This window comes from Pseudomonas palmensis, assembly GCF_017848315.1.
Taxonomy (GTDB): domain Bacteria; phylum Pseudomonadota; class Gammaproteobacteria; order Pseudomonadales; family Pseudomonadaceae; genus Aquipseudomonas; species Aquipseudomonas palmensis.
The window spans coordinates 1-24,623 of the sequence record NZ_JAFKEC010000050.1 but is presented as its reverse complement, the minus strand read 5'-3'; the positions used below and the strand labels follow the sequence as shown (position 1 = coordinate 24,623).

Sequence of the window (24,623 nt, the reverse complement as noted above, 5' to 3'; positions counted from 1 at the left end):
CGCCCTCAGGAACCGAAACCGAAGCCGCCACGGCCTGGTACATGGGCCGCGAAGCCGGGGTGGCTGCCCACCGTCCAGGGCCGTGCCGAGGCCATGAAGCGCGCCGGCAGCACCGACGCATGGGCATCGGCACCAGCCCCGCCGTTGAAACGGCTGGACGGCGTGTGGTCCTCGACCAGCCCGGCATACTGGTTGCCGCTGTTGACCTGGTCGGTCAGCGAGCTGGCCCTGAACCCTTCGCGCCCTTCACGCTCGTGGTAGATCGCCTCCGACAGGTAGCGCGGCTCGACATTGACGTAGTCGTAGCGGCCACCGCCGCCGCCATACGCGGCCGACGAGGTGGTGCTGGAGGTCTGGTTCAGCCCGTCGTCATACACCTGGCGCTCGGTGGTCAGGGCGAAGCCTTGCATGCGCGGCATGTGAAAGCTCGCGCCCTGACCTGGCTCGCACTGCTCGAAGCTGGCCAGGCAGTCTTCCAGGCGGGTGAAGCGTGGGGCGTTGGCATCGTGGTGCTGGCGGGCGACGTTCCAGGCGTTGTCGCACACCGAACGGCTTACCCCGGCCAGGGCGCAGCTGTCGACGTCCTGGTAACGCTTGACCTCGCTGACCACGCGGGTGGCGCTGCGATCACTGTCACAGGCGGCCAGCGCCAGCGGCAGGCTGCCCAGGGCAATCAGCCGAATGCTCGTGCTGCGTTTCATGGCTGTGCTCCGCTGTCAGGCCGCTGGGGTCATGCACGCGGCATTGAGCATGCCGATGCCGATGGCCACGGCGGCCAGCAAGATGGCGGCCGCGTTTTCCTGACGGCGGATACGCTCGTCCATGCCCTTGACCACCACGCTGACCACCACGAACGCGAGCAACTGCACGGCGCCGGCGATCACCGACCACAGCAGGAAGTCGAGCAGCGAGATCGAATGGGAGATGGCCCCGGACACGGGGATGGCGAAACCCAGCAGCGCACCGCCCAGGGCGATGGCGGCAGCGCTGTTGCCTTCGCGGATCAGGGCAAATTCGTTGTAGGGGGTCAGGCGGGTATAGATGAACGCATAGAGTGCGAACAGCACGGCGGCGCCGGCCATGTAGAACAGAAAACCCAGCACGGCATCGGCCGGCAGGGACATCTTCAGGGCATCCATGAACATCGGGGTCGCACTTCCTTGCTTGAACGGGGCGGGACGTATACCACACCGCCCCGCCTCGGCAAACCGCCGGCTTACACCGAAGGCACGGCGGCCGGGGTGCCCCAGATGCCGCCCAGGCTCTGCAGCAGCGAACCGGCCACGCCCTGCTGGCCCAGGTACTGCAGGATCAGCGGGGCGAACTGGGCGATCATGCCGGTGTTCATGCCCAGGGCGCCGAAGGCGTTGTTCAGGTCGTCGGTGTCCTTGACGTTGCCCAGTGCGTTGCTCAGGGCCGAGGAATTGCCGCTCTTGCCGAGCAGCTCGCCCAGGCCGCTGAGGCCGCCCAGGGCATTGTCGCCGGACAGCAGGTCAAGGCCGGGCACGGCCTTGCTCAGTTGCGAGTAGTCGCTGCTGCTGAGCTGATGCCTGGCCAGGCCCAGCAGCGCGCCGGTGCCGCCGATGGCCTGTTCGGGGGTGATATCGAGTTGGTCGCCCAGGGTATTGAGCAGGTTGGCCGAGGGGGCCGGGGCTTGAACGGCAGCGTCCTGCTGTTTGTTGCCTTGCATGGCAGATACGGCGTTGGCGGCATCGTTGAGATTGAAGGCCAGGGCCGAGGTGGTGGCGAGTGCCAGCAGGGAGAGCAGTGCGAAACGTTTCATGGGGCGGACCTCGTAGGAAAGCGAGGTTTCGACCCGTATCTGCGGCGAATGTTCCGCCGTCATCGCCTGTAGGAGCCGGCCTTGCCGGCGAAAGCAGCACCGCGATATCCAGGGGTACGCGGTGGCCGCTTTCGCCAGCAAGGCTGGCTCCTGCAACAGAATGGCAACCCGCCCTAGGGCAAGGCGTACGCAATCACGTAATCACCCCGATCCGGCGACTGACGCGCACCGCCAGCACTGATCAGGATGTATTGCTTGCCGGTCTTGGGCGACACGTAGGTCATCGGCCCCGACTGGCTGCCCACCGGCAGACGCGCCTTCCAGATCTCGTTGCCGTTGCCCGAGTCGAACGCACGCAGGTAGAAGTCCTGGGTGCCGGCAAAGAACAGCAGGCCCGACTGGGTCGACAGCGAAGCGCCCAGGGTCGGCATGCCGATCGGGATCGGCAGGTGCATGCGGATGCCCAGCGGCCCGGTGTCCTGCACGGTACCGACCGGCACCTGCCACATCAGTTTTCTGGTCTTCAGGTCGATGGCCGACATGGTGCCGAACGGCGGCCTCTGGCACGGAATACCGGCCGCGGACAGGAAGCGCTGGCGCATCGCGCCATACGGCGTACCGTCCTGCGGCACCACACCCATCTCGATGCCGCTGGCACCTTTGGGAATGTCTGCACGCGGGATCATGTAGTTGGCCAGGCCCAGACGCATGTCGTTGACGAACATGTAGTTGCTGGTCGGGTCGACCGACACGCTACCCCAGTTCATGCCACCCAGCGACCCGGGGAACTGCAACGCCGGGTCCAGCCCTGGCGGGGTGTACACACCCTCGTGGCGCATGCCCTTGAACGAGATGCGGCACAGCAGTTGGTCGAACGGGGTCGCGCCCCACATGTCCGACTCTTTCAGGGTCTGGTTGCCGATCGACGGCATCTCTACCGAGAACGGCTGGGTCGGCGAATAACGCTCGCCCGGCACGTTGCCCTGGGGCACCGGCTTCTCTTCAACCTTGGCAATCGGCACGCCGGTTTCACGGTTGATCACGAAGATCTCGCCCTGCTTGGTCACCTGGGCCAGCGCCGGTTGCACGCCACCCTTGTCATCCGGGATGTCGTACAGCAGCGGCTGGGCCGGCAGGTCGAAGTCCCACAGGTCGTGGTGGGTGGTCTGGAAGTGCCAGCGCACCTGGCCGTTCTTCACGTCCAGCGCCACGATCGAGGAGCTGTACTTGTCGTCCAGTTCGGTACGGGTACCGGCGAAGAAGTCCGGGGTGGCGTTGCCGGTCGGCAGGTACACCAGGCCCAGCTTGGCGTCATAGGACATCGCCGACCACACGTTGGGCGTGCCACGGGTGTAGGTCTGGCCTTCGGGCGGACGCTTGGTGATGTTCGGGTTGCCCGGGTCCCAGGCCCAGGCCAGCTCGCCGGTACGCACGTCATAGGCACGCACCACGCCCGGCGGTTCGCCGGTGGAGAAGTTGTCGGCCACGCGGCCACCGACGATCACCACATCGCCGGCCACCAGCGGGGTGGAGGTCTGCTGGTAATAGCCCGGCTTGATCTCGCCCATGTCGACGCTCAGATCGACCACGCCGTTATCGCCAAAGTCGGCACATGCTTCGCCGTTTTCAGCGTTGATCGCGATCAGGCGGGCATCGCCGGTGGGCAGGAACAGGCGCTTGGCGCAGGCCTGCGGGCCGGAGTCGGCGGCCAGCGGGGTTTCGGAGTAGCCCAGGCCACGGCAACGCTGCCAGTTCGGCGCGCTGCCCTTGGGGTCGAACATCCAGCGCTGCTTGCCGGTGTCCACGTCCAGGGCGAAGACCTTGCCGTAGGCGGTGCAGGAATACAGGGTGTCGCCGATCTGCAGCGGCGTGTTCTGGTCTTCGGCACCGGCGCCGGTGCTTTGTGGCACGTCACCGGTATGGAAGGTCCAGGCCACCTGCAGCTTGTCGACGTTGCCCTTGTTGATCTGGTCCAGCGCGGCAAAGCGGTTGCCGGCGGTGGTGTTGCCCCAGTGCGCCCAGTCCTTCTGCTCGGTGCCCGGCTTGACCGGCTGCACCGCAGGCTCGCTGCTGGCGGTGACCACGTGGGTGGGCACGAACATGTAGCCCAGGGTGGCGACCACGCCAACGGCCAGCACACCGGCCACCGCGAACGCGCCACGCCCGGCCGCACGACCGTCGGCGCGTTGCAGGCTCGGGAACACCAGCGCGATGACCAGGCCGATCACGGCAAAGGTCAGTACCCGCGAGACCAGCGGCCAGAAGTCCAGGCCGGCATCCCACACCGCCCAGATCGCGGTGAGTACCAGGGCCACCGCGTACAGCCAGGCGCCCAACGGCTTGCGCCGCGCGATCAGCACACCGCTGACCAGCATCGCCAGGCCCATCAGAAGGAAGTACCAGCTACCACCGAGGCTGCTCAGGTACGCACCGCCCCCTGCCAGCACCAGGCCGATCAGGGCGATCAGGATGCCCAGACCTCCCAGCAGCCACTTTGCGGTGCCCGGAGCACCTGCCTGTTCGTTCATGTGATTACCGTCCTAAACGTAGTGAAAAACCACCGTCAACAGTTGGCCGACCCAATCCCGAGCATAGTCGGCGCATTTAGGTAGCTTGCTTGTTAACCAGTTAGTACGTTTAAGGGTAACAAAAAATTGCGGGCTACTGCGACAATTTGTCTGTCAGCCCGGCTTCAGGGGCCTGAAACCGGGTAGACATTGGTCTTACGCTGCGCTGAACAGCGTGTGCGGGTCGATCACGAATTTCTTCGGCACGCCGGCATCGAACTCGCCGTAGCCCTCGGGCGCCTGATCCAGGCTGATGACCTGCACGCCGACCACCTCGGCGATGTTGATGCGGTCCCACATGATGGCCTGCATCAGGGCGCGGTTGTACTTCATCACCGGGGTCTGCCCGGTGTGGAAGCTGTGGGACTTGGCCCAGCCCAGGCCGAAACGGATGCTCAGGCTGCCCATCTTGGCTGCGGCATCCACCGCGCCCGGGTCTTCGGTCACGTACAGGCCGGGGATGCCGATCTTGCCGGCGACCCGCACCACCCCCATCAGCGAGTTGAGCACCGTGGCCGGCGCCTCGTGCTGGGCCCCGGCATGCCCGTGGCCACGGGCCTCGAAGCCCACCGCATCGACCGCGCAGTCCACCTCCGGCTCGCCCAGCAGGTTGGCGATCTGTTCGTGCAGCGGGGTGTCCTGGGACAGGTCGGCGACCTCGAAGCCCTGGGCCTTGGCATGGGCCAGACGTACCGGGTTCACATCACCGATGATCACCACCGCCGCGCCCAGCAGCCGCGCCGAGGCGGCAGCGGCCAGGCCGACCGGGCCGGCACCGGCCACGTACACCGTGCTGCCGGGGCCGACACCTGCGGTGACCGCACCGTGGTAGCCGGTGGGCAGGATGTCGGAGAGGCAGGTCAGGTCGCGGATCTTCTCCATGGCCTTGTCGCGGTCGGGCAGCTTGAGCAGGTTGAAGTCGGCGTAGGGCACCAGCACATATTCGGCCTGCCCGCCGGTCCAGTCGCCCATGTCGACATAGCCGTAGGCGCCGCCGGCGCGGGCCGGGTTGACGCTCAGGCACACGCCGGTGTGTTGTTCCTTGCACGAGCGGCAGCGCCCGCAGGCCACGTTGAACGGCACCGAGACCAGGTCGCCCAGTTGCAGGTTCTCGACGTCACGGCCTTTCTCGATGACCTCGCCGGTGATTTCGTGCCCCAGCACCAGGCCGGTCTGGGCGGTGGTACGACCGCGCACCATGTGCTGGTCGGAGCCGCAGATATTGGTGGAGACCACCCGCAGGATCACGCCGTGTTCGATCTTGCGCCCACGTGGGTCCTGCATTTTGGGATAGGGGATTGTTTGCACCTCGACCTTGCCTGCGCCCAGGTACACCACACCACGATTGCCAGACATGCTTTCACCTCGCTCGATTGTTGTTATGTCGCGCTGAATGTTCTGTCCGTCTTTCGGGCCTCATCGCGGGTCAAGCCCGCTCCCACAGTCCCTGTGGGAGCGGGCTTGACCCGCGATGCGCCCGCTACAGCACCACCGTGCGATTGGCGTTCAAAAACACCCGCCGCTCGATGTGATACCCCACCGCCCGCGCCAACGTCAGGCATTCGATATCGCGCCCGCGGGCAATCAGGTCTTCAGGGTAGTGGCTGTGATCCACGGCTTCCACGCCCTGGGCAATGATCGGGCCCTCGTCCAGGTCGTTGTTGATGTAATGCGCCGTGGCCCCCACCAGCTTCACGCCCTTGTTGTAGGCCTGGTGATACGGCTTGGCGCCCTTGAACCCCGGCAGCAGCGAGTGATGGATGTTGATCGCCCAGCCATCCAGGCGTCGGCACAGCTCCGGCGACAGCACCTGCATGTAGCGCGCGAGGATCACCAGCTCGGCGCCGGACGCCTCGATCACCTGCAGCACCTTGCGCTCCTGCGCCGGCTTGTCCTGCGGGTCGAGGGCAAAGTGGTAATAGGGGATGCGGTGCCAGTGCGCCAGCGGCTCCAGGTCCGGGTGGTTGGAAATCACCGCCACCACGTCCATCGCCAGCTGGCCGATGCGCTGGCGGTACAGCAGGTCGTTGAGGCAATGATCGGCCTTGGACACCATGATCACCACCTTGGGCCGGTGCCTGGGCGCAGTCAGCTCGAAGGTCATGCCGAACGCTTCGCCACGGGCGGCCAGGCCTGCGCGAAAGGCCTGCTCGTCGAATGCCTCGGGCTGGCGAAACTCCACCCGTATGAAGAACCGCGCCGACAGCCGGTCATCGAACGAATGATGCTCGGTGACGTAGCACTGCTGCTCGTACAAGTAGCGCGTCACCGCGTCCACCGTACCCAGCAGGCTGGGGCAGTCGGCGGTAAGGATCCAGGTGTCCGGCGCACGGCTCATGAGGCGATGCTCAGGCCATGTTCGGCGCAGGCATCCTGCAGCCACAGCCACCAGTAGTCGCTGAAGCTGCGCCGGATCAGCAGCTCCCAGGTGTCCTCGCCGGTGCGCCGGATCACCAGCTGGGACTTGGCGAACACCGTGCCCACCGCCTTGCCCACCGGGAAGTTGTTGGGGTGCACGTCGTAGCTGGTGGACTTCATCAGCACCTCGCGCACCCTGGGCCCGCTCAGTTCGAGCAGGGTCTGTCCGCCGCTGACGTTGACCACCTGGATGTGTTGCCCGTCGAGGGCTTCGCGCAGCTTCTGCTCGGCGGCCAGCTCCTCGCCACCGGGCACGATCAGCAGCCACTCGTCGGGGCCCATCCACTGCAGCGAGGTCTCGCCGCTGGCGACCACGGTGAGTGCGACCGGCAGTTCCAGGCCCAACGCCTGTTGCACGCCGCTGACGAAAGCCGGGTCGTGGGCGTTGCCGCGCAGGGTCAGGTGGCCGAGGAACTTCTTCTCGCGCAGGGTCACGCCGGGGTTCTTGCGGCCCTTGCCGACCAGGCTGGGCAGGTCGGCGTGATGCAGGGGTGATTCGGCCCTGGCGTCAGTCTCGGGGCGTTGCGGGTAGACGTTGATTGCGCTCATTACATACCTGCCTTGAATTCAGTAGTGCTGTGATCTCTTTGTAGGAGCCGGCCTTGCCGGCGAAGCCCGCGACCCGGTTGCAACCCGGTGCGCGGTGGTCGCTTCGCCAGCAAGGCTGCTCCTGCAACCATCAGATGTTCTGCCGCTCACCCTTCGGATCAAAGAACACCGAGGCGCAGATCTCGGCCTCGATCACGCTGCCATCGGCCTGCGGCGAAAACACCCGCTCGCCCATGCGTTTGAGCCCGCCCTTGACCACCCCCATGGCAAACGAATAGCCCAGCGAGTTGCTCGCGTAGCTCGAGGTCACGTGCCCCACCATATCCATCGGAATCGGCTGTTTGGGGTCCAGCACCAGCTGCGCGCCCTCGGGCAACCACTGGCTCGGGTCCACCGGCTTGAGCCCCACCAGCTGCTTGCGGTTCTCGCGCACGCAGTCTTCCCGGTTCATGCCGCGCCAGCCGATCCACGAGAACGGCTTGGTGCGCCCCACGCACCAACCCATGTTCAGGTCGTCCGGGGTCATCGAGCCGTCGGTGTCCTGGCCGACAATGATGAAACCCTTCTCGGCGCGCAGCACGTGCATGGTCTCGGTGCCATAGGGGGTGAGGTTGTACGGCTTGCCGGCGGCGACGATCTGCTCCAGCACGCCCATCGCGTAATTGGCCTGCACGTTCACTTCATACGACAGCTCGCCGGTGAACGAGATGCGGAACACCCGCGCCGGCACCCCGCCCACCAGGCCCTCCTTCCAGCTCATGAACGGGAAGGCGTCCCTGTCCAGGTCGATGTCAGTCACTTCAGCCAGCAGCTTGCGGCTGTTGGGCCCCGACAGGGTCAGCGTGGCCCAGTGGTCGGTGACGGAGGTGAAGTACACCTTCAGCTCTGGCCATTCGGTCTGCTGGTAGATCTCCAGCCATTGCAGCACCCGCGCCGCGCCGCCGGTGGTGGTGGTCATCAGGAAGTGGTTGTCGCCCAGGCACGCGGTCACGCCATCGTCGAAAACCATGCCGTCTTCCTTGCACATCAGGCCGTAGCGCGCCTTGCCCACGTCGAGCTTGGTCCAGGCGTTGGTGTAGATGCGGTTGAGGAACTCACGGGCGTCCGGGCCCTGAATGTCGATCTTGCCCAGGGTCGAGGCATCCAGCAGGCCGACGCTGTCGCGCACCGCCTTGCATTCACGGGCCACCGCCGCCTGCAGGTCTTCGCCGCCGCGGGGGAAATACCACGGGCGCTTCCACTGGCCGACGTCCTCGAACTCGGCGCCGTTCTTCACATGCCAGGCATGCAGCGCGGTGAAGCGCACCGGCTCGAACAGGTGGCCGCAATGGCGCCCGGCCACCGCGCCGAAGGTCACCGGCGTGTAGTTGGGGCGAAACATGGTGGTGCCCATCTGCGCAATGCCGATGCCCAGCGAGCGTGCGGCGATCGCCAGCCCGTTGATGTTGCCCAGCTTGCCCTGGTCGGTGCCGAACCCCAGCGCGGTGTAGCGCTTGACGTGCTCCACCGACTCGAAGCCTTCGCGGGTGGCCAGTTCGATGGCGGCCGCAGTCACATCGTTCTGCTGGTCGACGAACTGCTTGGGTGCCCGCGCGGTGTTGCGGTCATGGGGCACCTGGAACAGCGCAACGGTAGGCTCCTCCGGACGCACCAGCACCTTGGGCAGAACGCCCTCCACTGCCTTGAAACCGGCCTCGGTGGCCGCACGCACGCCGCCTTCGAACCCGTCGGCCAGCGCATCGCCCAGGGCGAACACGCCATTGACGCCACCCACGCACACGCGCTTCTGCGGCGCGTCGCCGGGCACGAAGCCGAGAATGTCGTCGCGCCACAGCGGCTTGCCGCCCAGGTGCGAAGCCAGGTGCACCACCGGGCTGTAGCCGCCCGATGTCGCCACCAGGTCGCAGTCCAGCCATTCGCCGGGGCTGGTGACCTGGTGTGCGGCCACGTCGATGGCCGCCACCCGCGCTGCCGTCACATGCTTGCTGCCGCGCGCCTCGATCACCGCGCTGGAGGTGAGGATGCGAATGCCCTTGGCACGTGCCTCCTCCACCAGCGAGCCACGCGGGTTGTGCCGCGCATCGGCGACCGCGACCACCTTGAGCCCGGCGTCGTGCCAGTCCAGCGCCACGCGATAGGCGTGATCGTTGTTGGTCGACAGCACCAGCTTGCGCCCCGGCGCCACGCCATAACGGCGCACGTAGGTAGATACCGCGCCGGCGAGCATGTTGCCCGGCACATCGTTGTTGCCGTACACCAGCGGCCGCTCGTGGGCACCGGTGGCCAGCACCACACGCCCGGCGCGCACACGGTGCATGCGCTGGCGCACCTGGCCGATGGGTGCGCGGTCGCCCAGGTGATCGGTGAGGCGCTGGTGGATCGTGAGGAAGTTGTGGTCGTGGTAGCCGTTGACCGTGGCCCGCGCCAGCAAGGTGACCTCGGGCATGCCCTGCAGCTCGTCGATCACCTTGGCCACCCACTCGGCGGCGGGCTGGCCGTCGAGGGTTTCGCGGGTATCGAGCAGGCTGCCGCCGAACTCCTCCTGCTCGTCGGCCAGGATCACTCGCGCCCCGCTGCGCCCGGCTGCCAGTGCCGCAGCCAGCCCGGCGGGGCCTGCGCCCACCACCAGCACATCGCAGTGGTGGTTCATGTAGTCGTAGCTGTCCGGGTCGTTTTCCAGCGGCGAACGGCCCAGGCCCGCGGCCTTGCGGATGTACTTCTCGTAGGTCATCCAGAACGACTGCGGGTACATGAACGTCTTGTAGTAGAACCCCGGCGGCATCAGCTTGCCGCCGACCTTGCCGAGGATGCCCATCACGTCGGTGTTCACGCTGGGCCAGCCGTTGGTGCTGGTGGCCACCAGGCCGGCGTACAGCGCCTGCTGGGTAGCGCGCACGTTGGGTACCTGGGTGGCCTCGCTGGCACCGATCTGCAGGATCGCGTTGGGCTCTTCGCTGCCGGCGGCGATGATGCCGCGTGGGCGCGAGTACTTGAAGCTGCGCCCCACGATGTCGACGCCATTGGCCAGCAGCGCGGCGGCCAGGGTGTCGCCCTGGTAGCCCTGGTAGCGCTGGCCGTTGAAGGTGAAGTCGAGGACCTGGCTGCGGTCGATACGACCGCCGTTGGGCAGACGATAGCGCTGGCTCATACCTTTTCTCCCTGGCCGGTGACAGCCAGCTGCGGGACGTTTTCCTGGGCGCGCGCCTGGGGCCTGGCACCAATCGGATAGGTTTCGAGAATCTCGTAGGTCACGGTGTCGCGGGTGGCGTTGAAGTACTGGCGGCAGCCCGCGGCATGGATCCACAGCTCGTGGTGCAGGCCGCGCGGGTTGTCACGAAAGAACAGGTAGTCGCCCCACTGCTCGTCGGTGCAGGCACTCGGGTCCAGCGGGCGCGGAATGTGGGCCTGGCCGGCGGCATGGAATTCTTCCTCGGAGCGCAGTTCGCCGCAGTGGGGACAGAAGATGTGCAACATGGAGTGTCTCCTGTTAGTGGGCGACAGCGGCAGCGCCGTGCTCGTCGATCAGGGCGCCGTTATGGAAACGGTCGATGGAAAACGGCTTGGCCAGTGCATGCATCTCGCCGGTGGCCAGGCTTGCGGCGAACACGTGGCCCGAGCCCGGCGTGGCCTTGAAACCGCCAGTGCCCCAGCCGCAGTTGAAGAACATGTTAGCCACCGGGGTCTTGGAGATGATCGGGCAGGCGTCCGGGGTGGTGTCGACGATGCCGCCCCACTGGCGGTTCATGCGCACCCGCGACAGGATCGGGAACATCTCGACGATGGCCTGCAGGGTATGTTCGATCACCGGGTACGAACCGCGCTGGCCGTAACCCACCCAGCCGTCGATGCCGGCGCCGATCACCAGGTCGCCCTTGTCCGACTGGCTGATGTAGCCGTGCACCGCGTTGGACATGATCACGCTGTCGATGATCGGCTTGAGCGGCTCGGACACCAGTGCCTGCAGCGGGTGCGACTCGATGGGCAGGCGAAAGCCGGCCAGCCTGGCCATGTGCCCGGAGTTGCCGGCGGTGACCACGCCTACGCGCCGCGCACCGATGAAGCCCTTGTTGGTCTCGACGCCGACCACCGCGCCGTTTTCCTTGCGAAAGCCGATCACCTCGGTCTGCTGGATCAGGTCCACGCCCAGGGCATCGGCGGCACGCGCATAGCCCCAGGCCACGGCATCGTGACGCGCCACGCCGCCGCGCCGCTGCACGGTGGCGCCGAGAACCGGATAACGGGTGTTCCTGGAGCAGTCCAGGTGCGGAATCTCGTCGGCCACCTGCTTGCTGTTCAGCAGTTCGCCGTCCACGCCGTTGAGCCGGTTGGCGCTGACCCGGCGCTCGGAGTCGCGCATGTCCTGCAGGGTGTGGCACAGGTTGTAGACCCCGCGCTGGGAGAACATGACGTTGTAGTTGATGTCCTGGGACAACCCCTCCCAGAGCTTCATCGCGTGCTCATAGAGGTGCGCCGACTCGTCCCACAGGTAGTTGGAGCGCACGATGGTGGTGTTGCGCGCGGTGTTGCCGCCGCCCAGCCAGCCCTTCTCGACCACCGCCACATTGGTGATGCCGTGCACCTTGGCCAGGTAGTAGGCGGTGGCCAGGCCGTGCCCGCCGCCGCCGACGATGACCACGTCGTAGACCTTCTTCGGGGTGGGCGTGCGCCACATGCGCTGCCAGTTCTCGTGGTGGCTGAGCGAGTGCTTGAAAAGGCCGAAGCCCGAATAGCGTTGCATGGTCTGTTACTCCACTCAGCGGTAAACCGGAAAATCCGCACACAGTGCCGACACGCTCCTGGCCACGTCGGCCTCGACATCGGCATCGCCCAGGTGGTCGAGGATGTCGCAGATCCAGCCGGCCAGCTCCGTGCACTGGGCCACCTTGAAGCCACGGCTGGTGACGGCCGGGGTGCCGATGCGCAGGCCCGAGGTGACGAACGGCGACTGCGGGTCGTTGGGCACGGCGTTCTTGTTGACGGTGATGTGGGCGCGCCCCAGGGCGGCATCGGCGTCCTTGCCGGTCAGGCCCTGGCGGATCAGGCTGACCAGGAACAGGTGGTTGTCGGTGCCACCGGACACCACGTCGAAACCACGCTCGATGAATACCGCAGCCATCGCCCGGGCGTTGTCGATCACCTGTTGCTGGTAAGCCTTGAAGCCGGGCTCCAGGGCCTCCTTGAAGCACACCGCCTTGGCCGCGATCACATGCATCAGCGGGCCGCCCTGCCCGCCGGGGAACACCGCGGCGTTGAGTTTCTTTTCCAGCGCTTCGTTGGCCCTGGCCAGGATCAGCCCGCCACGCGGGCCACGCAGGGTCTTGTGGGTGGTGGTGGTGACCACGTCGGCATAGGGCAGCGGGTTGGGATACAGGCCCGCCGCGACCAGCCCGGCGACGTGGGCCATGTCGACGAACAGGTAGGCGCCGACCTTGTCGGCGATCTGGCGAAAGCGTGGGAAATCGAGGGTTTTGCTGTAGGCCGAAAACCCGGCAATGATCATCTTCGGCTGGTGCTCGACGGCCAGGCGCTCGACCTCGTCGTAGTCGATCAGGCCGGTGCGGGTATCGATGCCGTATTGCACGGCGTTGTACAGCTTGCCGCTGAAACTGACCTTGGCACCGTGGGTGAGGTGGCCGCCGTGGGCCAGGCTCATGCCCAGCACGGTGTCGCCGGCCTGCAGCAGGGCCAGGTACACCGCGGCGTTGGCCTGGCTGCCGGAGTGCGGCTGGACGTTGGCATAGTCGGCGCCGAACAGCTGCCTGGCACGATCGATGGCCAGTTGCTCGACCTTGTCCACGTGCTCGCAGCCGCCGTAGTAGCGCTTGCCCGGGTAGCCTTCGGCGTACTTGTTGGTCAGGCCGCTGCCCTGGGCCTGCATCACGCGCTTGCTGGTGTAGTTTTCCGAGGCGATCAGTTCGATGTGGTCTTCCTGGCGCTGTTCCTCGGCGTTGATCGCCGCCAGCAGTGCATCGTCGTAACCCTGGATCTGGTCGTGCTTGGTGAACATCGCATCTCTCCCGGCAGTGGCATGGACAGCGCCCTTTGGCTGCGATGGTAGGGCTGGCGCGGGCCGTCCAGATGCCTGCGCACGCCACGCAAAGGTGCGTTTACGACATGGCCCTTGTAGTCGGCGATTTGATAGTTGGTTTAGAGTGCTTGCCTGCGTCGACCACAGGACAGTGCAATGACAGAACAAAGCCAGCAATTTGCCAGCGACAACTATTCCGGCATCTGCCCCGAAGCCTGGGCGGCGATGGACAAGGCCAACCAGGGCCACGAACGCGCCTACGGCGACGACCAGTGGACCGCCAAGGCCTCCGACCACTTTCGCAAACTGTTCGAGACCGACTGCGAGGTGTTCTTCGCCTTCAACGGCACCGCCGCCAACTCCCTGGCCCTGTCGTCCCTGTGCCAGAGCTACCACAGCGTGATCTGCTCCGAGACCGCCCACGTCGAGACCGACGAATGCGGCGCGCCGGAGTTCTTCTCCAACGGCTCCAAGCTGCTCACCGCCCGCAGCGAAAACGGCAAGCTTACGCCGGAGTCCATCCGCGAAGTGGCGCTCAAGCGCCAGGACATCCACTACCCCAAGCCACGCGTGGTAACCATCACCCAGGCCACCGAAGTGGGCAGCGTGTATCGGCCCGAAGAGCTCAAGGCGATCAGCGCCACCTGCAAGGAGCTGGGCCTGAACCTGCACATGGACGGCGCGCGCTTCAGCAATGCCTGCGCGTTCCTGGGCTGCTCGCCGGCCGAACTGACCTGGAAGGCCGGCATCGACGTGCTGTGCTTTGGCGGCACCAAGAACGGCATGGCGGTGGGCGAGGCGATCCTGTTCTTCAACCGCAAGCTGGCCGAAGACTTCGACTACCGCTGCAAGCAGGCCGGGCAGCTGGCGTCGAAGATGCGCTTTCTGTCGGCGCCGTGGGTGGGGTTGCTCGAAGACGGTGCGTGGCTGCGCCATGCGCAGCACGCCAACCACTGCGCGCAGTTGCTCAGCGGGCTGGTGGCGGACATCCCGGCGGTGCAGTTGATGTTCCCGGTAGAAGCCAACGGGGTGTTTCTGCAGATGCCGGAGCCGGCACTGGAAGCGCTGCGCGCCAAGGGCTGGCGGTTCTACACCTTCATCGGCAGCGGCGGCGCACGGTTCATGTGCTCGTGGGACACCGACGAGGCACGGGTGCGCGAGCTGGCGGCGGATATTCGTGCGGTAACGCTGGGTCGCTGATGGCCCCTTCGCCGGCAAGGCCGGCTCCTACAGACACCGCCAACCTGTAGGAGCCGGCCTTGCCGGCGAAGCAATCACTCTGATCTAGAGCCTGAACCCACCCATCTGCCGCGCCAGGTCATCAGCCAGCCCGCGCAACGCCTGGCAATCCACCCGACACGCCTCCACCTGCGCCACCGTCTGGCGCGCCAGGTCGGAAATCCCCTGCACGTTGCGGTTGATCTCCTCGGTCACCGCCGACTGCTCCTCGGTGGCCGTGGCCACCTGCAGGTTCATGTCGGTGATGTGTTCCACCTGCCCGGTAATGGTGGTCAACGACGCTCCGGTCTGCTGGCTCGACGCCACGCCGGTGCCGGTCGCCGCCTGCCCCGCCTGCATCGACGCCACCGCGCTGCCCGCCCCCTGCTTGAGGCGCTGGATCATCTGCTGCACCTCGTCGGTGGACACCTGGGTTCGCTGGGCCAGGGTACGTACCTCGTCGGCCACCACAGCGAAGCCACGGCCCATCTCCCCGGCCCGCGCCGCCTCGATCGCCGCGTTCAACGCCAGCAGGTTGGTCTGCTCGGAAATGCTGCGGATCACCGCCAGCACCTCGTCGATGGACGCCACCTCCTGCGCCAGTTGGCCAACCGCACTGGCCGCCGCGCCGATCTCGCCCGACATGCCTTCGATGTGCGCAATCGAGCGCTGCACCACCTCGCGCGCCTGCAACGCTTCGGTGCGCGCGGTCTGCGAGGCGTGCGCGGCCTGGCCGGCATTCTGCGCGATGTCCTGCACGGTGAGGCCCATCTGGTGCACGGCAGTGGCCACCATCTCGGTCATCTCCTGCTGGCGATGGGAGCGCCCGGCGGTGTCCTCCACCACCGCGCTCACCTGCCCCACGGCGCTGCGCAGGTGCTCGGTGGTGCGCAGCACCTCGCCGATCAGGTCGCGCTGGCTGTCCAGAAAACGGTTGAAACCCCGGGCCAGGTCGCCCAGTTCATCGGCCCGCGACTCGTCCAGGCGCTGGGTCAGGTCGCCACCGCCCTGGGCAATCGCGGTCAGCGCACCGGTCACCCGGCGCAGCGGGCGCACGATGCCGCGCGCCAGCCATACCACCAGCAGCAGCGACAGCAACGCCACCGCCGCGCCGATCAGGCTGGTGAGCCACACGGCCTGGTTCACCTGGGCGTAGATCTGCGCCTCGGGCACCTCGGCCACCAGCGTCCAGTTCAGGTCGCGCAGCGGCAGGCTCAGGGCCAGGTAGGTCTCGCCATCGCGCTCGAAGCGGCTCTGCTGCAGGCCCTCGTGCGGGGTCAACGCACGCTGGGCGGCGCCTTCGCCGATCTGCTCGGCCAACTGGCGCTTGCCGCTGAACTCGGACTGCGGGTGCACCTGGATCAGTCCATCGCCGCGCACCAGGAACACCCGGCCGCGCTCACCGAAACTGAAGTCGTGGATCAGTTGGGACAACTCGGTCATGCGCAGGCCCAGCCCGGCAATGCCCACCAGCTGGCCGGCTTTTTCCACCCGAAAGTCGATGAACAGCGCCAGGTCGCCACTGCTGATGTCCGTGTCGATATTGAGCAGGCGCGGCTTGCCACTGTCGATGAACCCGAAGAACCACGAGTCCTTCGGGTTGTCGCGGCTCAAGGTGCGGTCCAGACCGCCCTGGTTGTAGTAGTGATTGCTGCGCGTGGCGGCGAACAGCGCGGTGAACGCCTGGTTGTGCACACGCACCGACTCCAGATACTCGACGAACGCACCGGCCTGTTCGGGGGGCTCCCCCGCTGCCAGCCAGTCGCGCAACAGGGTGTTGTTGGCAATGTCGGCCGCCGCCGTCAGAGGCCGGCCCAACATACGCTCGATATCGTTGCGCATGGCCTCGATACTCGCCGGCAGCGCCGTCTCCACCAGGTAGCGCTCGGTCAGTCGATTGACCGCCACGGTGTAGATACCAACCACGATCAGAATGCTCGCCACCAGGGCCGCGCCCATGCTTGCGATCAATTGCCACTGGATACTGCGCCGCCAGAACTGCATGAATTTCCCCTGAGTTAAACCAGCCGTGTACCGCAAACACCAGGCCAATTGTATACAACAGAAAATACAATGCTAGCAGTCAGCCACACTCGGGCCGCTCACTGCCCCCAGGGGTCAGTGAGCCAGCACAGTAAAGAGGGAATGCACGCGAGGGGGAAATCAGCTGTTGCCGATTGTCCGGGCAATGACGTCGACCGTGGCGCTGACTTGCTCTTGATAACGGTCGAGGGCTTCCTGATGTGCCTGTTGCAGTTCGATCTGCTGCGAGCACAGGTTCAGGGCGGCCAGCACCAGCAACTTGTCGCCGATCAGCGACGGGTACTTGCGCTTGGTATCGGCCAGGGAGGCCTTGAGCATCTGCACCGCCTGCGCCAGGGTCTGCTCCTGACCTTCAGGGGCCTTGATCGAATAGTCATTGCCCATTATCGACACGACATTGATCGACTGCGCGGTGGTCTTCATGCGGTAACGGCGCCGCCACCGGCACGTTCAACCAGCGCCTGGATACGCGCGGCGGTTGCACCTTGCTTCTCTTCCTGCTCCATCAGGCTCAGTTGCAGGCTTTCGTTCTCGTCCTTGGCCTGGGCCAGTTCGTCGCTCAGCTGCGCGTTGCGCTCGGCCAGGTCGAGGTTCTTCTGCACCAGGTCGTTGACCAGTTGCTCCAGTTGACTCAGGGATGTTTCCAGCATGATTGCGTTCTCACGGTTTTTCAGGGGGCGCACACGATAAAGAAATCTCACCGCACTCGCCAGGGATATCGGGGCCAGAGCCTCGACCGGGTGCAGATTGACCCGTCGATCGGCAACCGGTTCCAGCGCTTGGTCGGATGCCGGGGTAAAAAAAATGACCGGTGGTTCACATTTAGTTACATGCCCCCTCAAGTCTGCCCTGCTTTGACCGATAGGCAATAAGAGTTGCCCCACGACGCATGGACCGCGCGCATTCCTATTCCCTGCCGGATAAAACCATGTCATTACGTAACATGAACATCGCCCCGCGCGCACTTCTGGGCTTTTCGCTGATCGGCGCCCTGATGCTTGCATTGGGCATCTTTGCCCTCAACCAGATGGGGCAGATACGCAAGGCCGGCGAAGCCATCGAACAGATCAGCGTGCCCAGCATCACCAACCTCGACCAGCTCACCCAACTCACCCTGCGCCTGCGCACGTTGTCCTACCGCCTGCTGCTCAACCGCGAAGCCGCCACCCTGCAGGACACCGTGCAACTGCTGGCCAAGCGCAATGCCCAGATCGACGAAGCGCGCCGGGCCTACGAGCCACTGATCGAAGGCGACGAGGAACGGGGCGCGTACAACCAGTACGTGCAGCTGCTCAACCAGTACCGCCAGCTCGAAAACCGCATGGTAAGCCTGTCGCAGGCCGGTGATGTGGAAGCACTGCGCAGCCTGATCAACCACGACCTGCTCGACAACTCCGAGCAGATCAGCGCAGTCACCGATCGCCTGGTCAAGATCAACACCGATCAGACCCGTGTGACCAACCAGACCGCCGCCACGCAATACGACACGGCCTTCACCCTGGTGATCGTGCTGCTGGTGGCCGCCACCGCACTGACCCTGCTGTGCGCGCTGCTGCTCACCCGCAGCATCGTCAAGCCGATCGACGAAGCGCTGCAGGCGGCCGAGCTGATCGCCGATGGCAACCTGACCAAACCGATCAACACCACCGGTACCGACGAAGCGGCGCGCCTGCTGCACGCCATGGGCAAGATGCAGCACAAGCTGCGCGACACCCTGCAGCAGATTGCCGGCTCCGCCACCCAGCTGGCCTCGGCGGCCGAAGAGCTGAATGCAGTCACCGACGAAAGCGCACGCGGCCTGCAGCAGCAGAACAACGAGATCCAGCAGGCCGCCACTGCCGTCACCGAGATGACCAGCGCGGTGGAAGAAGTGGCACGCAACGCGGTGAGCACGTCCGAGGCGTCCAAGCAGGCCACCCGCTCGGCCGGCGACGGTCGCGACCTGGTCATGGAGACCGTCAGCGCCATCGAGCGCATGAGTGCCGACGTGCAGGGTACTGCCGAGCTGATCGGCAACCTGGCCGGCGAGTCGCGTGACATCGGCAAGGTGCTCGATGTGATCCGCGGCCTGGCCGACCAGACCAACCTGCTGGCCCTCAACGCCGCCATCGAGGCAGCGCGTGCCGGTGAAGCCGGGCGCGGCTTCGCCGTGGTCGCCGACGAAGTGCGCGCCCTGGCCCACCGGACCCAGCAGTCGACCAGCGAAATCGAGCGCATGATCGGCAGCATCCAGGGCGGTACCGAACAGGCGGTGAACTCGATGCGCCACAGCACCGAACGCGCCGAGTCGACCCTGAGCATCGCCCGCGGCGCCGGCCTGTCGCTGGAGACCATCACCACCGCGGTGGCCGAAATCAACGAACGCAACCTGGTGATCGCCAGCGCCGCCGAAGAGCAGGCCCAGGTGGCCCGCGAAGTGGACCGCAACCTGGTGAACATCAACGACCTGTCGGTGCAGTCGGCCACCGGGGCGCACCAGACCAGCGCCGCGAGTGCCGAACTGTCTCGCCTGGCGGTGGGCCTGAACGGCCTGGTCGCACGCTTCAGCGTGTAGGTCGCCACCGGGCCCCGGCGCAGTGCGCGCCGGGCGCCCGGTTTTTTTCGATCGGCCCCGCTCGCCGTCGAAAACACTATCTCGTCAGACTTATCTAAAGTTGCTCACAAACTATTCCTAATATTAAGTAGGAATATTCACTGCACTTTAACTTCAGCATCAAAAACCTCACGCCGCACGATAACTTTTCGCAATAACCTCCCCGCATTGCAGACTGGCATAAATACCAGTTTACAAATCAGAATGGCTCTACATCGGACATTACAGACACTTTCAGGCAAGTACCTGCGCGCTCGCTGAAAGTGTGTCGTTGTTCCGTTAGTTGCAGCTTCATCTAACCTCATCAGCATTGAAACTTTCGCCCGAATGCCTGGGAACGCCATGAACAATGCGGCACCTGCACCTGAAACGTCAGGCCTGAAGATAGAAACCCGTACCATCCACCCGGTGCCCCTTGACGAGCGTCACGGCAAGGCCTGGCACCTGGGCCCCTTCTGGTTCACCGGCAACTTCGTACTCACCACCATGGTCACCGGCTTCGTCGGGCCCGCCCTGGGTCTGGCCGCCTGGCAGGCGGTGCTGGCGATCCTGCTCGGGGTGGCCCTGGGCACCCTGTGCATGGCCCTGCATGCCAACCAGGGCCCGCGCCTTGGCCTGCCACAGATGATCCAGTCCCGTGCCCAGTTCGGCCTGCGGGGCGCCGTGCTGCCGTTCATGGCGGTGGTGTGCGTGTACATCGGCTTCAACGTGTTCAACGTGATCCTGGCCACCGATGCGCTGACCACTGTGCTGCCGGGCAGCGATGCCTTCTGGTACGCGATGCTGATCGCGGTGGCCGTGGTGATCGCCGTGGTCGGGCACGACCTGCTGCACACCGTGCAGCGCTGGCTCACCTACCTGCTGATCGGCGTGTTCGGCCTGCTCACCCTGGCAGCGCTGCTGTTGCTGGAGGCCGACACCGTTCAGCGCCAGCTGCAGTTTTCCTGGTCGGGCTTTCTCATCCAGCTGTCGGCCGCCGCCGGCTACCAGATCAGCTACTCGGTGTATGTCTCGGACTACTCGCGCTACCTGCCGCCCAGCACCTCGGCGCGCAAGGTGGTGCTATGGACCTATCTGGGCGCCGCAGGCTCTGCGGTGTGGCTGATGTCGCTGGGCGCACTGGTAGCCTCGGCAGTGGTGGCGCCCGAAGCCATCAGCAGCCTGCAACACCTGGGCAACCGCTTCCTGCCCGGCTTCGGCACTTTCGCGATCCTGATGGCGGTGCCGGCGCTGGTGGGCATCATGGCCGTCAACTGCTACGGCGCGCTGCTGACCGGCATCAGCGCGATCACCGCGTTTCGCCCGCTGGCGCCGGGGCTGGCCGGGCGTGCCCTGGGCCTGGGCGGCATTGGCGCGGTGGTGTACCTCACCGCCATCGCGTTGCCCAACAGCTACCTCGACAGCTTCAACCTGTTCCTGCAACTGATGCTGTATGTGCTGGTGCCCTGGAGCGCAATCAATCTCACCGACTACTACCTGTTGCGCAAAGGCAACTACGTGATCCCGGCCATGTTCGACCCGGCGGGCGAATACGGCCAGTGGGCCTGGGCCGGCATCCTGGCCTACCTGGGGGGGCTGCTGGCGATGCTGCCCTTCGTGTCGCTGGCCGGCGTGCAAGGGCCGGTGGCGGTGGCGTTGTCCGGCGCCGACCTGGCCTTCGTTCCCGGCTTCATCGTTTCGGCCCTGCTGTACTGGCTCCTGATGCGCCACCTGCGCGGCACCCCGCCGCCCCCGGTCGCCGAGCGCAAGGCGCCGCAGCCATGACCCCATCCCCGCAAACCGTGCGTGTCGGGTGCTACCAGCTGGCGCCGACCATTGCCAATCCAAGCTACAACCTCGACCGTACCCGGGTGGCCATCGCCGAGGCCGCCGAGCGCGGCGCGCAACTGCTGGTACTGCCCGAGCTGGCGCAGAGCGGCTATGCGTTCTACGACCGCGAAGAGGCCCACGCGCTGTCCGAGCCCCGTGACGGGCCGACCCTCGAGGCCTGGGCCCGGCAGGCCGCCAAGTACCAGATCATCGTGGTGGGCGGCTTCTGCGAGCGCCTGCCCGACGGCCAGGTGGCCAACAGCTCGGTGCTGATCGAGCCCGACGGCCGACGCACCTTCTACCGCAAGGCCCACCTGTGGGACCGCGAAACGCAGATCTTCACCCCCGGCAGCGAGCCGCCGCCGGTGGTGGACACCCACCTGGGGCGCATCGGCATGATGATCTGCTACGACCTGGAGTTTCCCGAATGGGTGCGCCTGGCGGCGCTGCGCGGTGCCCAGCTGCTGTGCGCACCGGTGAACTGGCCGGACACCTCCCGGCCCGGCTTCCAGCGCCCGGCCGAGGTCATCCGGGTTCAGGCCAGCGCCTCGGTGAACCGGCTGTTCGTCATTGCCTGCGACCGCTGTGGCGAGGAGCGCGGGGTTGGCTGGGTGGGCGGTTCGACCCTCACCGATGCCGACGGCTATGTGCTCAAGGGCGGCAAGCGTGTCGGCAAGAAGCAGCTGCTGCTGGCCGACATCAGGCTGGGCCAGGCACTGGACAAGCAGATCAGCGACCACAACCACGTGCTGGCCGACCGGCGCCCTGCGCTGTACCACGAGCTGCTGCGCGACTAGAACTCGATGCGCACGTCACCGCGCGGCACGCTGCAGCACGACAGGATATAGCCTTCGGCCTCGTCGTCCTCGGTGATGCCGCCGTTGTGCTCCATGTCCACCTCGCCACCCAGCTTGAGCACCTTGCAGGTGCCGCAGATACCCATGCCACAGGCCTTGGGGATCATCAGCCCGAGCTTGGCGGCTGCCGCATGCACCGTCTCGCCCGGCGACACGCGGATGCTCTTGCCGCTGGCGGTGAACTCCACCTGGTGCTGGTCGGCCACGTCCACTTCGGCGGCCTCGGCGGCCTGCTCGGCGTTCTCTACCGCATCGGCCTTGGCCTCGGGCGGCGTGGCGCCGAACGACTCCTCATGGTAGCGCTGCATGTCATAGCCGCTGGCTTCGAGCATGCGCTTGACCGCGTTCATGTAGGGCGTAGGCCCGCAGCAGAAGATCTCGCGTTCCAGGTAATCGGGCGCGATCAGCTCCATCAGCTTCTGGTTCAGGTAGCCGCGATAACCGGCCCATGCCTCGCCCAGGCCATGCTTCTCGCAGATGATGTGCAGGCTGAAGTTGTCGATCCGCGAGGCCATGTGCTCCAGCTCGCGGTGGTAGATGATGTCCTTGGGCGAACGCGCGCTGTGCACGAACACCATGTCGACATTGGCATTGGTGTCATAGAACCAGCGCGCCATGGACATCACCGGGGTGATGCCCACCCCGCCGCTCAGGTACAGCACCCTGGGGCTGGGGAAGTCCATCGCGTTGAACAACCCCACCGGCCCGTGCACGGCCAGCTCCTGGCCTTCATGCAGGGTGTCGTGCAGCCAGTTGGAAACCTTGCCGCCGGGTACGCGCTTGATGGTCACCGAAAAGCTGTAGGGCACCGAGGGCGAGCTGGAGATGGTGTACGAGCGCATGATCGGCTGACCGTCGATTTCCAGCTCCAGGGTCACGAACTGCCCGGGCTTGAAGAAGAACAGGATCGGCTGGTCGGCCATGAAGCAGAAGGTGCGCACATCCCAGGTTTCCTGAATGACCTTGACGCAGCGCACGGTATGCCGGCCGTTGGCCCAGGTCTGAGTGGTCACCGGGTTGAGGAAGTTGTTCGACATGCTCGTCTCCGCGGCCGATCGGGGCCTGTTATGGCGACGATGATGCGCAAGGTGCAGGCGGCGCACATTCCTGTTCGCGACATCGGCGTACTTATCGCGACCAGCCCCCGCCCACAAGGGCTCGCGCGTCGGGAACGGATCTGGCCATGTCGCCCATGGGCATGGTTGCCGGCGCGGGCGAACGCACACTCCATCGCACATCAACCTGCTGTCTGAGCCCTGCGTCGCCACACGAACGATTAGCCACTTTCGCGGCCCGCACGGGCCATGAGGACCTGAACGATGGACGTCACCGCAACCTTGAGCCTGGGCGACCCACTGGACGCTGCACGCAAGGCCACCGCCGACATGCTGCAGACCCGCGAGCGCACCTTCTCGCTGCCGCAACCCTTCTACACCGATGAGCGGCTGTTCCAGATCGACATGCAGGAGATTTTCCACAAGGAATGGCTGATTGCAGGCATGACCTGCGAGATCCCGGCCAAGGGCAACTACCTGACCCTGCAGATCGGCAAGAACCCGATCATCGTGATCCGCGGTGCCGAGGGCAAGGTGCATGCCTTCCACAACGTGTGCCGCCACCGTGGCTCGCGCCTGTGTACCAGCGACAAGGGCAAGGTGGCCAAGCTGGTGTGCCACTACCACCAGTGGACCTACGAGCTGGACGGGCGGCTGCTGTTCGCCGGCACCGAGATGGGCGACGACTTCGACATGCAGCAGTACGGTCTCAAGCCGGTGAACGTAAAGACCGCCGGTGGCTACATCTTCGTCAGCCTGGCCGACAACCCGCCGGCGATCGATGACTTCCTCGCCACCCTGGCCCATTACATGGAGCCCTACGACATGGAGAACACCAAGGTGGCGGTGCAGACCACCCTGATGGAAAAGGCCAACTGGAAGCTGGTGCTGGAGAACAATCGCGAGTGCTACCACTGCAACGCCTCGCACCCGGAGCTGCTCAAGACCCTGCTCGAATGGGACGACGTCACCGACCCGCGCGCCGACCAGGCGTTCAAGGATCACGTGGCGGCCAGCGCTGCGGCGTGGGACGCGCAGAAGATCCCCTATGCGCATGCCAGCTTCGGCCTGCGCAACCGTATCGTGCGCATGCCCCTGCTCAAGGGCACGCTGTCGATGACCCTGGACGGCAAGCTGGGCTGCCAGAAACTGATGGGGCGCATCCAAAACCCCGACCTGGGCTCGATGCGCATCCTGCACCTGCCGCATTCGTGGAACCACTGCATGGGTGATCACATCATCGTGTTCACGGTATGGCCGATCAGTGCCCAGGAGAGCATGGTCACCACCAAGTGGCTGGTGCACAAGGATGCGGTTGAGGGCGTGGACTACGACCCGGCACGCATGCGCCAGGTGTGGGACGCAACCAACGACCAGGACCGGCGCCTGGCCGAAGAGAACCAGCGCGGCATCAACTCGACGGCGTATCAGCCGGGGCCGTATTCGAAAACCTACGAGTTTGGCGTGGTGAATTTCGTGGACTGGTACAGCGAGCGGATGCTGAGCAACCTGGGCGCGGCGCCGGCGCCGTATCTCAAAGGTGTGGCGGCGCAGTAATACTGGGGCCGCTTTGCGGCCCATCGCGGGTCAAGCCCGCTCCCACAAGGGCCGCGTAGATCTTGTGGGAGCGGGCTTGACCCGCGATGAGGCCGGTGCCAGCTGTACAAATTTTGACCAACCCCCGCAAACCCCAGCCCCTACTG

Annotated in this window: 20 protein-coding genes and 2 pseudogenes; 6 read left to right on the top strand and 16 right to left on the bottom strand. The window is 65.7% G+C overall.

Going from position 1 to position 24,623, the window contains the following annotated elements; genetic code table 11:
* Nucleotides 1–5: 5 nt before the first annotated feature.
* From JZZ72_RS21520 to glyA, 11 genes are all read right to left on the bottom strand, one after another.
* A complete protein-coding gene (locus JZZ72_RS21520) occupies nucleotides 6–701 on the bottom strand; it encodes a DUF1190 domain-containing protein (protein WP_210015118.1) in 696 nt (231 codons plus the stop codon).
* Nucleotides 702–716: 15 nt separating this feature from the next.
* Nucleotides 717–1,145, bottom strand: coding sequence for a DUF350 domain-containing protein (locus JZZ72_RS21515; RefSeq protein ID WP_043863643.1), 429 nt, complete (start codon nucleotides 1,143–1,145; stop codon nucleotides 717–719).
* 71 nt (nucleotides 1,146–1,216) lie between these two features.
* Nucleotides 1,217–1,783 (bottom strand): DUF2780 domain-containing protein, encoded by a 567-nt coding sequence (locus tag JZZ72_RS21510; protein ID WP_043863642.1) that lies wholly within the window; start codon nucleotides 1,781–1,783, stop codon nucleotides 1,217–1,219.
* Nucleotides 1,784–1,956: 173 nt separating this feature from the next.
* Nucleotides 1,957–4,311 (bottom strand): glucose/quinate/shikimate family membrane-bound PQQ-dependent dehydrogenase, encoded by a 2,355-nt coding sequence (locus JZZ72_RS21505; protein ID WP_210015117.1) that lies wholly within the window; start codon nucleotides 4,309–4,311, stop codon nucleotides 1,957–1,959.
* Between the two features lie 195 nt (nucleotides 4,312–4,506).
* On the bottom strand, nucleotides 4,507–5,706 hold the full coding sequence (gene fdhA, locus JZZ72_RS21500; RefSeq protein ID WP_043863640.1) for a formaldehyde dehydrogenase, glutathione-independent: 1,200 nt from the start codon (nucleotides 5,704–5,706) through the stop codon (nucleotides 4,507–4,509).
* A 124-nt stretch (nucleotides 5,707–5,830) separates the two neighbouring features.
* Nucleotides 5,831–6,688, bottom strand: coding sequence for a formyltetrahydrofolate deformylase (gene purU, locus JZZ72_RS21495; RefSeq protein WP_043863639.1), 858 nt, complete (start codon nucleotides 6,686–6,688; stop codon nucleotides 5,831–5,833).
* On the bottom strand, nucleotides 6,685–7,317 hold the full coding sequence (locus JZZ72_RS21490) for a sarcosine oxidase subunit gamma (RefSeq protein WP_043863638.1): 633 nt from the start codon (nucleotides 7,315–7,317) through the stop codon (nucleotides 6,685–6,687). Before JZZ72_RS21490 ends, purU begins: the two co-directional genes overlap by 4 nt.
* A gap of 130 nt (nucleotides 7,318–7,447) precedes the next feature.
* The gene (locus JZZ72_RS21485; RefSeq protein ID WP_058541807.1) at nucleotides 7,448–10,465 is read right to left on the bottom strand and encodes a sarcosine oxidase subunit alpha; all 3,018 of its coding nucleotides are present in this window, start codon (nucleotides 10,463–10,465) and stop codon (nucleotides 7,448–7,450) included.
* Nucleotides 10,462–10,791, bottom strand: a complete 330-nt coding sequence (locus JZZ72_RS21480) for a sarcosine oxidase subunit delta (protein WP_058541806.1) — start codon at nucleotides 10,789–10,791, stop codon at nucleotides 10,462–10,464. Before JZZ72_RS21480 ends, JZZ72_RS21485 begins: the two co-directional genes overlap by 4 nt.
* 13 nt (nucleotides 10,792–10,804) lie before the next feature.
* The gene (locus JZZ72_RS21475; RefSeq protein WP_043863635.1) at nucleotides 10,805–12,055 is read right to left on the bottom strand and encodes a sarcosine oxidase subunit beta family protein; all 1,251 of its coding nucleotides are present in this window, start codon (nucleotides 12,053–12,055) and stop codon (nucleotides 10,805–10,807) included.
* Between the two features lie 15 nt (nucleotides 12,056–12,070).
* Entirely contained in the window at nucleotides 12,071–13,324 is a 1,254-nt protein-coding gene (gene glyA, locus JZZ72_RS21470; protein ID WP_054916001.1) for a serine hydroxymethyltransferase, read from the bottom strand.
* A 177-nt stretch (nucleotides 13,325–13,501) separates the two neighbouring features.
* On the opposite strand from glyA, the gene JZZ72_RS21465 reads away from it, so the two are divergent.
* Nucleotides 13,502–14,545 (top strand): threonine aldolase family protein, encoded by a 1,044-nt coding sequence (locus JZZ72_RS21465; protein ID WP_043863633.1) that lies wholly within the window; start codon nucleotides 13,502–13,504, stop codon nucleotides 14,543–14,545.
* A gap of 84 nt (nucleotides 14,546–14,629) precedes the next feature.
* Here JZZ72_RS21465 and JZZ72_RS28345 read toward each other — a convergent pair whose 3' ends face one another.
* From JZZ72_RS28345 to JZZ72_RS21450, 4 genes and pseudogenes are all read right to left on the bottom strand, one after another.
* Nucleotides 14,630–15,334: a methyl-accepting chemotaxis protein gene (locus tag JZZ72_RS28345; RefSeq protein ID WP_408004350.1), complete on the bottom strand. Its 705-nt coding sequence runs from the start codon at nucleotides 15,332–15,334 to the stop codon at nucleotides 14,630–14,632.
* A gap of 156 nt (nucleotides 15,335–15,490) precedes the next feature.
* Nucleotides 15,491–16,522: pseudogene (locus JZZ72_RS28340) on the bottom strand (HAMP domain-containing protein); the annotation flags it as partial.
* Nucleotides 16,523–16,726: 204 nt separating this feature from the next.
* The gene (locus JZZ72_RS21455; RefSeq protein WP_043863631.1) at nucleotides 16,727–17,029 is read right to left on the bottom strand and encodes a cell division protein ZapA; all 303 of its coding nucleotides are present in this window, start codon (nucleotides 17,027–17,029) and stop codon (nucleotides 16,727–16,729) included.
* Entirely contained in the window at nucleotides 17,026–17,256 is a 231-nt protein-coding gene (locus JZZ72_RS21450; RefSeq protein ID WP_043863630.1) for a hypothetical protein, read from the bottom strand. The genes JZZ72_RS21455 and JZZ72_RS21450 overlap by 4 nt, the downstream gene beginning before the upstream one ends.
* A 239-nt stretch (nucleotides 17,257–17,495) precedes the next feature.
* Here JZZ72_RS21450 and JZZ72_RS28335 point away from each other — a divergent pair.
* The 4 genes and pseudogenes from JZZ72_RS28335 to JZZ72_RS21435 form a co-directional block, all read left to right on the top strand.
* Nucleotides 17,496–18,305, top strand: a pseudogene (locus JZZ72_RS28335) (MCP four helix bundle domain-containing protein); the annotation flags it as partial.
* On the top strand, nucleotides 18,288–19,160 hold the full coding sequence (locus JZZ72_RS28330; RefSeq protein WP_404940729.1) for a methyl-accepting chemotaxis protein: 873 nt from the start codon (nucleotides 18,288–18,290) through the stop codon (nucleotides 19,158–19,160). The pseudogene JZZ72_RS28335 and the gene JZZ72_RS28330, both read left to right, overlap by 18 nt.
* A 381-nt stretch (nucleotides 19,161–19,541) precedes the next feature.
* Nucleotides 19,542–20,963, top strand: a complete 1,422-nt coding sequence (locus JZZ72_RS21440) for a purine-cytosine permease family protein (protein ID WP_236066311.1) — start codon at nucleotides 19,542–19,544, stop codon at nucleotides 20,961–20,963.
* Nucleotides 20,960–21,805: a nitrilase-related carbon-nitrogen hydrolase gene (locus JZZ72_RS21435; protein WP_078480831.1), complete on the top strand. Its 846-nt coding sequence runs from the start codon at nucleotides 20,960–20,962 to the stop codon at nucleotides 21,803–21,805. The genes JZZ72_RS21440 and JZZ72_RS21435 overlap by 4 nt, the downstream gene beginning before the upstream one ends.
* Here JZZ72_RS21435 and gbcB read toward each other — a convergent pair.
* The gene (gene gbcB / locus JZZ72_RS21430) at nucleotides 21,802–22,902 is read right to left on the bottom strand and encodes a hybrid-cluster NAD(P)-dependent oxidoreductase (protein ID WP_210015114.1); all 1,101 of its coding nucleotides are present in this window, start codon (nucleotides 22,900–22,902) and stop codon (nucleotides 21,802–21,804) included. The genes JZZ72_RS21435 and gbcB overlap by 4 nt on opposite strands.
* 282 nt (nucleotides 22,903–23,184) lie before the next feature.
* Between gbcB and gbcA the strand changes: the two genes are divergently transcribed.
* On the top strand, nucleotides 23,185–24,477 hold the full coding sequence (gene gbcA, locus JZZ72_RS21425) for an aromatic ring-hydroxylating oxygenase subunit alpha (protein WP_210015113.1): 1,293 nt from the start codon (nucleotides 23,185–23,187) through the stop codon (nucleotides 24,475–24,477).
* Nucleotides 24,478–24,623 lie beyond the last annotated feature (146 nt).